Raw genomic sequence first — 12,500 nt, 5'->3', positions numbered from 1 at the left:
CGCTTAGTGCGCATCGGCGGCGAAATCGGCCTGCCACATTTTTTCGATGTTGTAGAACTCGCGCACTTCGGGGCGGAAAATGTGGACGATCACGTCGCCCGCATCGACCAGAACCCAATCGCAATGGGGCAGGCCCTCAATGCGGGGTTTGCCGTAGCCAGCTTCGCGCAGGGCCACGACCATCTGATCGGCGACGGCGCCGACATGGCGCTGCGAGCGGCCGGAGGTGACGACCATGTGGTCGGCCAGCGACGACTTGCCGGTGATATCCACCGCAACGGTTTCCTCGGCCTTGGCATCGTCAAGGCAGTCGAGGATCACATCGATCAGGGGACGCACGGGAGCCGCCATGGTGGGCGCGGTGTCCGGGGTGGAATTGTTGGGCAAACCGGCCATCAGCAATGGCCTTCCGCCCATGCCATAAGAGCATGAGTCATGCGTTGGGGTAGCATCCTTGGTTGTTGATCGGAATGTACGCGCGTCTTTTCAAACGACAAGCGATCTGTTCCCGTTCCGGTGATCATCGTCACACTTGCTCAATATGCGCTTTTTAGCGCCTTTGTGCAAGGCGGGCGCCTCATTTGGTCTGCTTGCCACGTTGGCGCGCTCGAATGGCCGACGAGGAGAGCGAGGAAGTCAGGCCGTGCAGGTAGGTCCAGGCGGGGGCCTGATACATGGCAAGCCGGCCGGCATCGGCCTCGTCGACGCGGTATTTGGCCAGTGCCGTGGCGGCCAGCGAGGCTGGCGCGCGGCGGGACGAGCCGGGGCGGACATAGACCGCGATGGGCAGCATGGCGGCGATATCTTCCCAGCGCTCCCAGTGGTGGAAGTTGACCAGATTGTCGGCGCCCATGATCCACACGAAGTGGCGGTCCCGCATGGTCTTTTTAAGAAACACGATGGTCTGCCAGGAATAGGTGAAGCCGTGCGCGGCCTCGAAGCCGGTGACGCGGATGCGGGGGTGATCCATCACCAGGCGGGTGGCGTGGACGCGATCGGTCAGCGAGGCGAGCTCGGACTGGTCCTTGAGCGGATTGCCCGGGGTGACCAGCACCCAGAGCGCGTCGAGTTGCAGTTTTTGCAGCGTCTGCTCGGCAACGAGGCGATGGCCTTCATGGACCGGATTGAAGCTGCCGCCGAACAGGCCGATGCGCATGCCGGCGCCGGACGGCGGCAGTTCGGTGATGCCGGGAATGCGGAGAATGGGGCGGTGGGTCAAAAGCGGTCGCTTCGGAACGGAGGCAACAGTCCGGAATGCTCCTCCCCCTTCCAGGCGGAGGCTGGGTGGGGGTACTTCAATCTGCCTGAGTAAGCGTCAAGAACCCCCACCTTGATCCTCCCCCCGGAAGGGGGAGGTGCCGACTGATGATTCAACGCCCCCAAATTCACTGCTACGGCCTCGTCTGGCCGGTGCCGCGGACGCGGTAGTTGAAGGTGGTGAGCTGTTCGACGCCGACCGGGCCGCGGGCGTGCATCTTGCCAGTGGCGATGCCGATTTCCCCGCCGAAGCCGAATTCGCCGCCATCGGCGAACTGGGTCGAGGCATTGTGGAGCAAGATTGCCGAGTCGATGTGGTTGAAGAACTTTTCCACCGCGGCCAGGTCCTCGGTGATGATCGCCTCGGTGTGGTGGCTGGAATATTTCTCGATATGGGCAATGGCCGCTTCGAGGCCGTCCACCACCTTCACCGAGATGATCGCGTCCTCGTATTCGGTGTGCCAATCCTCCTCGGTGGCGGGCTTGGCCTCGGGGATCAGCCGCATCACGGCGGCGTCACCGCGGATTTCGCAGCCCTTGGCGACCAGCGCCTCGATGACGGGCTTGAGGTGGGTTTTGACCACATCCTTGTGGACCAGCAAGGTCTCGGCCGCGCCGCAGACGCCGGTACGGCGCATCTTGGCGTTGAGCACGACGGGCACGGCCTTTTCGAGATCGGCGGTCTTGTCGATATAGACATGCACGACGCCTTCGAGATGGGCGAAGACGGGCACGCGGGCTTCATCCTGGACGCGAGCGACCAGGGTCTTGCCGCCGCGGGGGACGATGACGTCGATATTGCCCGCGAGGCCCTTGAGCATTTCGCCGACGGCGGCGCGATCCACGGTAGGGACGAGCTGGATGGCCTCGGTGGGCAGGCCGGCCAGATGCAGGCCATCGAGCATGCAATCGACGATGGCCTGGCTGGAATGGAAGCTGTCGGAGCCGCCGCGCAGGATCACCGCATTGCCGGACTTGATGCAGAGGGCGCCGGCATCGGCGGTGACGTTGGGGCGCGATTCAAAGATCACCCCGATGACGCCGAGCGGGGTGCGGACGCGGGAGATATGCAGGCCGTTGGGGCGGTCCCATTCGGCAAGGACACTGCCGACAGGATCGGGCAGTTCGGCAATCGTCTTGAGACCCTCGATCATGGCGTCGATGCGCTCATCGGTCAGCGTCAGGCGATCGAGGAAGGCGTTGGAGATGCCCTTGATTGTAGCGGCCTCGATATCCTTGGCGTTGGCGGCGAGGATTTTCTGGCGATGCGCATTGATGGCGCCGGCAGCGGTGAGCAGGGCGGTGCGCTTGGCCTCCGGGCTGGCAATCGCCAGGACACGCGCGGCGGCGCGAGCGTTGCGGCCGATCTCGGCCATGAGGCTGGCGATGTCGGTCACCGATGACACTGCGCTCATAGAACCTCTCCTGCCTTTGATACCATGACCATATTATCGCGATGCACAAGCTCGCTGCGATTGCCCACGCCCAGCAGTTCAACCACGGTGGGGCCGCGCTTGCCCATGACCAGGCGGGCCTCCTCGCTGTCGAGGCCGACGAGACCGCGGGCGATTTCGTGACCGTCGGGATCGGTGATGGCGATGGCGTCGCCGCGATCGAATTGGCCCTTGACCTTGGTGACGCCGATCGGCAGCAGCGACTTGCCGGTCAGCAGCGCCCGGGCGGCGCCGGCATCGACCTGCAAGGTTCCGGCGACGGCCAGCGTACCCATGATCCAGCGCTTGCGGGCCTGGGCACGGGATTGGGCGGGGTGGAACAGGGTGTGGCGAGCGCCTTCGGTGAGGGCGCGCAGGGGATGGGTTTCGGTGCCCTTGGCGATGATCATGGCGGTGCCGGCTTGCGTGGCGATCTTGCCGGCTTCGACCTTGGTGGTCATGCCGCCGCGCGACAGGTGGCTCGCCGCGCCGCCCGCCATCGCCTCGATGGCGGGGGTGATGCTGGCGATGACCGGCAGGTGGGTGGCGGTCGGGTCCCTGGCGGGTGGAGCGGTATAGAGGCCATCGACGTCCGACAGCAGCACGAGGCAATCGGCCTCGATCATGGTGGCGACGCGGGCCGACAGGCGATCATTGTCGCCGTAGCGGATTTCGGCGGTGGCGACAGAGTCGTTCTCGTTGATGATGGGGACGGCACCCAGGCTGAGCAGGGTGGCGATGGTGGTGCGCGCGTTGAGGTAGTAACGGCGTTCCTCGGTGATATTGGGGGTGATCAGAATCTGGCCGGTGACGATGCCGTGGCGGCCAAGCGCTTCGGCCCAGGCCTGGCTCAGCGCGATCTGGCCGGCGCTGGCGGCCGCCTGGGATTGCTCGAGGGGAAGCGCAATGGCGTCGAGCTTGAGGAGGCGCCGGCCTAGCGCGATGGCGCCGGAGGAGACGATGACGATCTCGGTGCCGGCGGCCTTGAGGGCGGCGACATCCTCGGACAGATCGGCGAGCCAGGACGAGCGGAGTTTTCCGGTGGCGCTATCGACGAGGAGAGCGGAGCCGATTTTTATCGTGAGGCGGCGGTAGGGGGAGAGGGGGGAGGTCATCTTTGATTCAGCGCGAAATTCAAGGGCCCCTCACCCCATCCCTCTCCCCGGAGGGGCGAGGGGGCTTGGCCAGTGAGGTGACGGGATTTTGCCACAAGCGCAATCTGGTCCCCTCGCCCCTTTGGGGAGAGGGTTAGGGCGAGGGGGGCTTTTCTTGATGCGGTGCGGAAGGAAGGCCCCCTCACCCGACCCAAGCGGGTCGACCTCTCCCCCCAGGGAGAGGTGAAGGTAGAGAGCGTTGCTTGCATCAGGGCGCCCAATTGGGTTCGGCCTTGCGCCGTGCAGCCTCCAGCTTGGCGGCCTTGGTGGCGTCGAGGGTGTCGACGATGGCGTAGAGCACGAGGTCAGTGCCCTTGCCGGTGACGCCCGAGACCAGCATGACGTCCTGCTTGGACACCTTCTTGAGGATTTTCACTTTTTCCTTGAGCTCTTCGGGATCGATGGCGTCGATCTTGTTGAGCACGACGAGTTCGGGCTTTTCGGCCAGGCGCTCGTCATAGGCGGCCAATTCGGCACGGATGGTGGTGTAGGCGGTCTTGATGTCGGCCTCGGTGCCGTCGATCAGATGCACCAGCACGCCGCAGCGCTCGACATGGCCGAGGAAACGGTCGCCGATGCCGGCGCCTTCACTGGCGCCCTCGATCAGGCCCGGAATATCGGCCAGTACGAAATCGCGCTCACCGATGGAGACCACGCCCAGATTGGGGTGGAGTGTCGTGAACGGATAGGCGGCGATCTTGGGCTTGGCGGCGGAGACGGCGGCGAGGAAGGTCGACTTGCCGGCATTTGGCAGACCGACGAGACCGGCGTCAGCGATGAGCTTGAGGCGCAGCCAGATCCACTTTTCCACCCCGGGAATGCCCGGATTGGCATGGCGCGGAGCCTGGTTGGCGGAGGTCTTGAAATGGGCATTGCCGAAGCCGCCATTGCCGCCCGAGAGTAGCACGACGCGCTGGCCGACTTCGGTCATGTCGGTGATGAGGGTTTCGTTGTCGTCCTCGAAAATCTGGGTGCCGACCGGGACGCGCAGAACCGTGTCCTCGCCATGGGCGCCGGCGCGGTCCTTGCCCATGCCATGGGTGCCGATCTTGGCCTTGAAATGCTGCTGGTAGCGGTAATCGATCAGGGTGTTGAGGCCATCGACGCATTCGATGACGACGTCACCACCGCGCCCGCCATTGCCGCCATTGGGGCCGCCGAATTCGACGAATTTCTCGCGCAGGAACGAGACGGCGCCGGCGCCGCCATCGCCCGAACGTACATAGACCTTGGCTTGATCGAGGAATTTCATTGCGGTCTTCCAGTCCACGCGGCCCGCGTGATGATTGTGTCGATATGCTCCACCTCGGCGTTACGCGCAAGGCAGAGCAGGGTGGAGCGTCCGGTTTGGGTAAACCCGAGCTTGGTTTGGATGGCGAGCGATGCCTCGTTGAAGACAAAGACGCCGGAAATCACTTCGGCTGCGCCCGAGGCGCGAAAGTACCAATCGAGGCTGCCGGTCACCGCCTCGGTCATGATGCCCTGGCCCCAGAACGGCTTGCCCAGCCAATAGCCCAATGTGGTGCCGCTGGCGCCACGATGAAAGCCGATCTGGCCGGCAAAGCCGATGCCCGGCAGGTCGATGGCGAAATTGGTTTCGTCCAGCGGCAGGCCGGGGCGGCGGGTCTTGAGCCAGGCGCGGGCGTCGGCGAGATGATAGGGGAAGGGCACGCGCGCCAGGTTTCCCGCAACGTCGAAGTCATTGAGATAGCGCGCGATCGGTTCGGCGTCGCCCATGGCTGGCTGGCGCAGGATGAAGCGGCGTGTGGCGAGGCTGGTCATGGCGTCAATTCCAGGCGTAGCAGGACGACGCTTTTGCCTTGATGCATGCCGCTTTCAACCACGTCTTCGCCGATCTCTGCGAAGCCGGCCTTGCGCAGGACATTGCGCGAGCCGGTATTGCTCAGCAGGGCGCGGGAGCGAAGGCCGCCATAGCCCGCCGCTCTCGCCGCCGCGACCACGGCATGGGCGGCTTCGGTGGCATAACCCTTGCCCCAATGGGGTTCGCCAAGCCAATAGCCGAGCGCGGGGAGCCGATCGGGCGGCAGGTTCAGCCCCATGGTGCCGACATAATGCCCATCCAGCAAAATCGACCAGGCGAACTCCTCCGGTCCCCGGGCGACAGTTTCGACGAAATAGCGGCCGTGGCTTTCGTCGTAGGGATGGGGTAGGCGCTCCAGCACCTCGTAGATGGCGCGATTGTTCGCGAGCACCGCCATGTCCGGGACGTGCGCCAGGGACGGGGCGGCCAGGACCAGCCGCTCGGTGTGGATCGTCGCTGGAAGTGTGTCGCGCAGGCTCGCCATGGTATCCATCCAAAACGAAAGAGGGGAACCGGTCGACCGGTTCCCCTCAATCAAATGGGTTTGGCAAACACACAAACCGGGGAACGGGTCACCGGCTCGGGTTTGTAAGACCGTACCGGGTTATTCGGCGGCCATTGCCGGTTCGACCGACACGAAGACTTGCGAATTCGCCTTGGTGCGGAACGCAACCTTGCCGTCGACCAGTGCATAAATGGTGTGGTCCTTGCCCAGGCCAACGCCGGTGCCGGGGTGCCACTTGGTGCCGCGCTGACGGATCAGGATATTGCCGGCGATGACAGCTTCGCCACCGAACTTCTTGACGCCAAGACGACGGCCGGCGGTATCGCGACCGTTGCGGGATGAACCGCCTGCTTTCTTATGTGCCATGGTGCTTCTTCCTTATTCCTGATCGGCCTTGGGAGCGGCTTTTTTGGCCGGGGCCTTCTTCGCCGGCTTTTCAGCGGCGGCTTCGGTTTGCGTGGCGGCGGCCTTCTTCGGCGCTGCCTTCTTGGGCGCAGCAGCGGCCTTGGCGGGCTTGGCAGCGGCGGGTGCTGCAGCTTCGGCGGCGGCGGCAACCTTGGCTGCTGCGCGGGCCTTGGCGGGCTTGACCGAGACGACAGCGGCGGGTGCTTCCACCTTGGCGGCGGCCTGGACGGTCGGCTTAGCGCCGCCGGTCAGGATTTCGGTGATGCGCACGGTCGACAGTAACTGGCGGTGGCCATTGCGGCGACGATAATTGTGGCGACGGTTCTTCTTGAAGATGATGACCGTCTTCTGCTTCTTGGTATCGAGCAGTTCGGCAGCGACGAGCGCGCCTTCGATCAGCGGAGCGCCGATTTCGTCACCGATCATCAGCACCTGGTCGAAGGTGACGATGGAGCCGGCTTCGGCATCGAGCTTTTCAATCTTGATAACGTCGTTGGCGGCAACCTTGTACTGCTTGCCACCGGTTTTGATCACGGCGAAAGTCATATCTGCGCCAGGCGTTGCAAACGCCCGGTCCCTTTGTGTCGCGCTTTGCGGCGCCGCAGATGAGCCCTTGAACTTTCGTCCGGTTCTGCGGTCTTCGAACTGGTGCCGGACGGATCCGGCGGGCAGCCTCAAGCAGCGGTTTGATAAACCAAAGAAGCGCGCCAAGTTGAATTGGCACGCATTCCGAGGCGGCTTATCGAGCCAAAAGGCCCAAGAGTCAAGGTGGCTCACGCGCCGGGCGGATACCATTCGCGCAGGCGTACTTCGGTGTCGGGGCCGACGGCGGTCTTGAAGGCTTCAACGTCGCTGCCCTTGTAGTGATAGGGATAGACGACGGCAGGCTTGAAGGTATTGACCGCCTCTGCGGCCTGCTCGACGGTCATCGTGTAGGGCAGGTTCATCGGCAGGAAAGCGACCGCGATGTTCTTGAGCGCCAGCATTTCGGGCGTCGGCTCGGTGTCGCCAGCGACGTAGACGATCTTGTCGCCAAACGTGAGCAGATAGCCGTTGCCGACGCCGACGGGGTGATATTGCATGCGGTCGGCGGTGGTGTTGTGGGCCGGGATGGCGGTGACCGGGGTATCGACCAGCGTGCCCTTGTCGCCATTGGCGAGCGCCGTGGCGTTGGCCTTGAGGGCTTCGGGCAGCTTGTCGAAGACTTCCTGGCTGGTGACGATCGGCGCGCTGCCAGCGATGGCCTCGAGCGTGGGCACATCGAAATGGTCGCCGTGGCCATGAGTGATCAGGATGGCGGTGGGCTTGGGCAGGCCCTCATAGGGCGCGGCGCCGCCGACGGGATCGACATAGATAACCTGGTCCTTCCAGCCGAGCAGGAGGCTGGCATGGCTGACCGGATGAATGACGACATCGCCATCGGAGGTCGTGAGAGTATCGCCATCCAGGGCGGTCGCGGTTTGGGCAAGGACGGGGCCCAGAGCCCCGGCGACTAAAGTTGCGAGGGGCAATGCAGCCATGCCGATGACAAGGTTACGACGGTTGGTCATGTCCAAATCCTTTTTGCGCAGGGTAATCCGGTAGTGAAACACCGGTGGGCGCGAAATAATCCCGGGCCCCCGAAAAGTTGACTTCAGGAGATGGGTTTGCGAGCGGCGCTGAGCCGGTCTCGCAGGGCTTGGGCGGTGCGCCGTTCGCCGTCCAATACACTGAGTTTATGCAGCGCGGTCCAGTTGTCCAGCGTCCAGGGCGCGGCATCGGGCGGAATGGTGATGACCGGCAAGTAAGCATCGGCATCCACTATGCCGGACGGCGCCAGCACAGGAATAATGGCGCGGCGATATTCGTCGCCCTCGAAGGCGTCGAGGATGGCCAGCTCGATCGCGGTCAGGTCGTGGAGCAGCAGGCCGGGCGCATTGCCGCCGGACGCTGCGATCAGCGCCGGATAGACCCGATGGGGATAATGGACGGCTTGGAAGCCGGGCGCGTGGGCAGTCACGCATTCATGCGCCGCCAGGGTGCGGCCCAACAGGGCATCGAGCACATCGGGATCGCGCAGCGTTCCATAGACAAAGAGCGGTTTGCCGGTCAAAGCCATCTCTATTGGTTCTGGGCGCAGATGGGGAGTTGCAGGTCTGCATTTGCTATGCCATAAGCCCGGCCATGTCGACTGAGCCCGCCGCAAGGGGGGCGTTACGACCTCGCGGAGAGGTGGCAGAGTGGTCGAATGCACCGCACTCGAAATGCGGCGTGGGGGTGACTCCACCGTGAGTTCGAATCTCACCCTCTCCGCCATTTATTCCTCCACACTATTGTGATAATTGCGGTTTCGCGTCTCAGCCGGGGAACGCGATCGGACCCCGATCAGCGGGCTTGTTAAACTTTCATTCAACATCAGCGCCGATTTCGATGGGGCCTTGGTGACTTTCTTTAGGTCTGTTGGGTTACGCAGGTGTGAATCGTTTGCCCCGGACAAGCCAGTATGCTTCCCGCTCTCCACCAGTCGCCGTATTTTCTGCGTGTTCTCAGCATGGTCAGGTTTCCACGCGTCCTCGACATCGGTGAGCGCATCGTTCTGGCGGCGCTATTCGCCTATATGGTGTGGACGTTCGTGCTGGCCTGGATGGGTGGCGCCTCCATCGTCATAGCGATCCTGCTGCTTTCGGAGAGCGTGGTGCTGGTCTTCGTGCTGTTGCGCCGGTTTACCGACGACGTGTCGTTTCGTCCCGCCGACTGGGGGCTGGCGCTGGTGGGGTCAGCGGCGCCCTTGATGGTGCAGCCGACCGGCACCAACAGCAATGCCGCCCTCATGGCGTTCTGCGCTATGCTGATGCTGGCCGGCCTCATGATCCAGCTTGCTGCCAAGCTCACCCTGCGCCGCAGCTTCGGGGCCGTGGCGGCCAATCGCGGCGTCAAGGTCGGTGGTCCCTACCGCGTGGTGCGCCACCCCATGTATGCGGGTTATCTGATGACCCATATCGGCTTCTTCCTGACAAATCCGAGCGCCTGGAATGCCCTGGCGTATGGCGTCTGCTGCATCGCGCAGATTGGCCGTATCCTGGCCGAAGAGCGGCTGCTGACCGTCGACAGCAAATACCGCGACTTTGCCGCTCGCGTGCGTTACCGCCTGATACCCGGCCTCTTCTGAGCTTGCGGCGGGGTAGGTCGCCGGGTGCAGACCTTGCGGGACTGTCGGAAGACGGGTTCAGCTTTCCTGATTTTCTGCCAGTTGTGCTGGGGAGCGGCTGGGCCTCTTGGAGTATCCCGATACTTCTGCGCCCGCTTCGCGGTGCAGGGTCACGAAATACAACGAGGCCAGCAGGACAATTGCGCCCATGAGCATTAGCGCGACCTGAAAATCGATGAGGCCCGGCGCGGGGGCGGCCCGCCACAGCTGGGAGAGATTGACGCAACCGGCGGCGGCGGCGACGCCAAACACCGACGAGAGCTGCTGGGACATGCTGGAGATCGTGGTCGCGGAGCTGCGCTGGTGGGCATCGATATCGGCGAAGGCAAGGGTCGCGAGCGCGGTGAACTGCATCGACCGCGTGGCACCGGCGAGCACCAGGATGGCAATGGTCAGCGGGTAGGGCGTTGCCGGTCCCAACAATCCGCAAGCGATAATGGCGAGGCCCGCGAGAGCGCCGTTGACAACCAGGACGGAGCGGAAGCCGAAGCGCCTGAGAGTGGGTGTGGTGAAGGCCTTGGCGGCAAGATTGCCGAAGAAGTAGGCGACCACCAGCCCGCCCGACTGCAGCGCATTGAGCCCGAAGGCGACCTGGAACATCAGGGGCAGCAGGAATGGCGTGGCATTGATGCCGATGCGCAGCAGGACGCCGGCCCTGGCGTCGGTCGCGGCGAATGTGGGGATCTTGAGGGTGCGCAGGTCGATGAGCGGATGGTCGCGGCGGAGCAGCCAGAACACCGCTGCAGTGCCGACGGCAATGCCCACAAGGGCCAGCGCGACGGCGTAGGTGGTTGAGAGCGTACCCTGGACCAGCGCATCGAAGCCGTAGAGCAGCGCGGCCAGGCTGATGCCGGTCAGCACGAATCCCACAGTGTCGAATGGGCGCCTCTTGAACTCGTGGTCGGGCGGGACGATGCGGGACACCAGCACGAAGGCGGCGATGCCCAGCGGCACGTTGATCCAGAAATTCCAGTGCCAGGACGCGTATTCGGTGAGAAAGCCGCCCAGCGCCGGGCCGATGACCGGGGCGAACAGTGCCGGCCAGATGGTCAGGCCGATGGCCGAGACGATTTCGGATTTCTGCGCAGTCCGCAGCACGATGATGCGGCCAACCGGGAACAGCACGGCGCCGCCGGCGCCTTGCAGCGCTCGCGCCACGACAAACTGCGTCAAATCCTGCGCCAAGCCGCAGGCAATCGAAGTGATGGTAAAGGCCGCGATCGAGACCATGAAGGTTCGTCGCGCTCCGAATCGGTCGGCAAGCCAGGCCGCGGCCGGGATGCAGATGGCGACGGCCAGCATGTAGATGGTGACGCCGATGCTCATTTCCAGCGTGCCGACCTTGAAGTCGCGCGCCATCTGGGGCAGGGCGGTGACGATGATCACGCCATCGAGGATCTGCGTGAACAGCGCGGCGGCGACGACCAGAGCAACGTTACGGGAATGTGGTGTGAGAACTGAGGGCATGGAGGCCGGTGGCTGGATGCAGACATTTTGGACACTCCGCTAGCCTGGAGTGGCGCTTTGTGTGCCACATATTTGCCCACCGGCCTATCAATGTTTGTTATTCCAGATGCAACATGCTGCGGCGAGCCAAGTGAGACCAATCCGATGAAGACCTCCTCCCATCTCTGGCCGGGCGTTCCCTTGGCACTGGGCTCGGCTGTGCTGTTCGGTGCCTCGGCGCCGCTGTCCAAACTGCTGATGGGATCGATCGACCCCTGGCTTTTGGCAGGGATCCTCTATCTGGGCGCCGGAGTTGGGCTGGCCATCGTGCATGTCGGCCGGCCGCTGATCGGGCTGCCGTCCCCCGAGGCGGCGCTGCAACGGCGCGAATTGCCCTGGCTGGCGGCGGTCGTGCTGTTCGGTGGACTGCTCGGTCCGGTGCTGCTGATGCTGGGCCTGTCGCAGACCAGCGCCTCGTCGGGATCGCTGCTGCTCAATCTGGAGGGCCTGGCCACCATGGGCATTGCCTGGGTGGTGTTCCGCGAGAACGTCGATCGACGTCTTGTGCTGGGTGCGGGCGCCATTCTGGCCGGCGCCGTCATCCTGTCGTGGAGCGGGGATGGTCTGCGTCTCGATACCGGAAGCCTCTTTATCGCGGCGGCGTGCCTGAGCTGGGGGATCGACAACAACTTGACGCGCAAGCTGTCCGCGGCCGACCCGGTGCAGATCGCCATGATCAAGGGGCTGGTGGCGGGCACCACAAATCTGGTGCTGGCGCTGTGGTTCGGCGCAACGCTGCCGTCTATCGGGATGATGGGCGCCGGCGCCGTCGTGGGGTTCCTGGGCATCGGCATTAGCCTCGTCATGTTCATGCTGGGCCTGCGCCATCTCGGTACGGCCCGCACCGGGGCGTATTTTTCGCTCGCGCCGTTTATCGGCGCGATCCTGGCCTTGGTGATTTTTCGCGAGGCGCCGACGATGCAACTGGCCGTTGCGGGCGCGCTGATGGCCGTCGGACTATGGCTGCATCTGGCCGAGCGGCACGATCATGAGCATGCCCATGAGACGCTGGAGCATGAGCATGCGCATGTGCACGACGAGCACCACCAGCATGCTCACGATGGGGCCGTCACCGAGCCGCATTCGCACTGGCACAGGCATGAACCGATGCGGCACAGGCATCCGCATTACCCGGACCTGCACCACCGGCACGGCCACAGCCACGGCTAGTTTTGGTGGTGCGCCTGGATTGACGTCCGGTGCGTTTGTTATTCGGCTCCTGGGCCTGTGG

General features: G+C 64.0%; 14 protein-coding genes and 1 tRNA gene. 3 read left to right on the top strand and 12 right to left on the bottom strand.

Translation table 11 applies throughout. The features are described 5' to 3' along the window. Nucleotides 1-3: 3 nt before the first annotated feature. The 11 genes from rsfS to JWR51_RS12685 all read right to left on the bottom strand — a co-directional run bounded on the left by rsfS (nt 4) and on the right by JWR51_RS12685 (nt 8,668). Entirely contained in the window at nt 4-351 is a 348-nt protein-coding gene (rsfS, locus tag JWR51_RS12735; protein ID WP_299747953.1) for a ribosome silencing factor, read from the bottom strand. A 226-nt stretch (nt 352-577) separates the two neighbouring features. Next, on the bottom strand, nt 578-1,219 hold the full coding sequence (locus tag JWR51_RS12730; RefSeq protein ID WP_299747928.1) for a nicotinate-nucleotide adenylyltransferase: 642 nt from the start codon (nt 1,217-1,219) through the stop codon (nt 578-580). A 172-nt stretch (nt 1,220-1,391) separates the two neighbouring features. After that, nucleotides 1,392-2,672, bottom strand: a complete 1,281-nt coding sequence (locus tag JWR51_RS12725) for a glutamate-5-semialdehyde dehydrogenase (protein ID WP_299747927.1) — start codon at nt 2,670-2,672, stop codon at nt 1,392-1,394. Further along, complete coding sequence (gene proB, locus JWR51_RS12720; protein ID WP_299747926.1) at nt 2,669-3,805, bottom strand: glutamate 5-kinase; 1,137 nt, start codon at nt 3,803-3,805, stop codon at nt 2,669-2,671. Before proB ends, JWR51_RS12725 begins: the two co-directional genes overlap by 4 nt. Nucleotides 3,806-4,052: 247 nt before the next feature. Continuing rightward, the gene (gene obgE, locus JWR51_RS12715; protein WP_299747925.1) at nt 4,053-5,096 is read right to left on the bottom strand and encodes a GTPase ObgE; all 1,044 of its coding nucleotides are present in this window, start codon (nt 5,094-5,096) and stop codon (nt 4,053-4,055) included. After that, entirely contained in the window at nt 5,093-5,626 is a 534-nt protein-coding gene (locus JWR51_RS12710) for a GNAT family N-acetyltransferase (protein WP_299747924.1), read from the bottom strand. The genes obgE and JWR51_RS12710 overlap by 4 nt, the downstream gene beginning before the upstream one ends. Further along, a complete protein-coding gene (locus JWR51_RS12705; protein WP_299747923.1) occupies nt 5,623-6,150 on the bottom strand; it encodes a GNAT family N-acetyltransferase in 528 nt (175 codons plus the stop codon). The genes JWR51_RS12710 and JWR51_RS12705 overlap by 4 nt, the downstream gene beginning before the upstream one ends. 120 nt (nt 6,151-6,270) lie before the next feature. Beyond that, nucleotides 6,271-6,537 carry a 50S ribosomal protein L27 gene (gene rpmA / locus JWR51_RS12700; protein ID WP_299731804.1) on the bottom strand — a complete coding sequence of 89 codons (267 nt, stop codon included), beginning with the start codon at nt 6,535-6,537 and terminating at the stop codon, nt 6,271-6,273. A 12-nt stretch (nt 6,538-6,549) separates the two neighbouring features. Then, entirely contained in the window at nt 6,550-7,122 is a 573-nt protein-coding gene (gene rplU, locus JWR51_RS12695; RefSeq protein ID WP_299747922.1) for a 50S ribosomal protein L21, read from the bottom strand. A 227-nt stretch (nt 7,123-7,349) separates the two neighbouring features. Continuing rightward, on the bottom strand, nt 7,350-8,126 hold the full coding sequence (locus tag JWR51_RS12690; protein WP_299747921.1) for an MBL fold metallo-hydrolase: 777 nt from the start codon (nt 8,124-8,126) through the stop codon (nt 7,350-7,352). Between the two features lie 83 nt (nt 8,127-8,209). Further along, entirely contained in the window at nt 8,210-8,668 is a 459-nt protein-coding gene (locus JWR51_RS12685) for a gamma-glutamylcyclotransferase family protein (protein ID WP_299747920.1), read from the bottom strand. A gap of 113 nt (nt 8,669-8,781) precedes the next feature. Between JWR51_RS12685 and JWR51_RS12680 the strand changes: the two genes are divergently transcribed. Beyond that, a tRNA-Ser gene (locus JWR51_RS12680) sits at nt 8,782-8,871 on the top strand. Between the two features lie 187 nt (nt 8,872-9,058). Next, entirely contained in the window at nt 9,059-9,724 is a 666-nt protein-coding gene (locus JWR51_RS12675) for a methyltransferase (protein WP_299747919.1), read from the top strand. A gap of 57 nt (nt 9,725-9,781) precedes the next feature. On the opposite strand, the gene JWR51_RS12670 is transcribed toward JWR51_RS12675, so the two are convergent. After that, nucleotides 9,782-11,230, bottom strand: a complete 1,449-nt coding sequence (locus JWR51_RS12670) for an MFS transporter (RefSeq protein WP_299747918.1) — start codon at nt 11,228-11,230, stop codon at nt 9,782-9,784. A 144-nt stretch (nt 11,231-11,374) separates the two neighbouring features. Here JWR51_RS12670 and JWR51_RS12665 point away from each other — a divergent pair, with 144 nt between their 5' ends. Next, entirely contained in the window at nt 11,375-12,439 is a 1,065-nt protein-coding gene (locus tag JWR51_RS12665) for a DMT family transporter (protein WP_299747917.1), read from the top strand. The last annotated feature ends 61 nt before the right edge of the window (nt 12,440-12,500 follow it).

The organism is Devosia sp. (genome assembly GCF_028290625.1).
GTDB lineage: Bacteria > Pseudomonadota > Alphaproteobacteria > Rhizobiales > Devosiaceae > Devosia.
The sequence above is the reverse complement of the archived record's forward strand: the minus strand, read 5'-3'. Positions and strand labels throughout refer to the sequence as shown.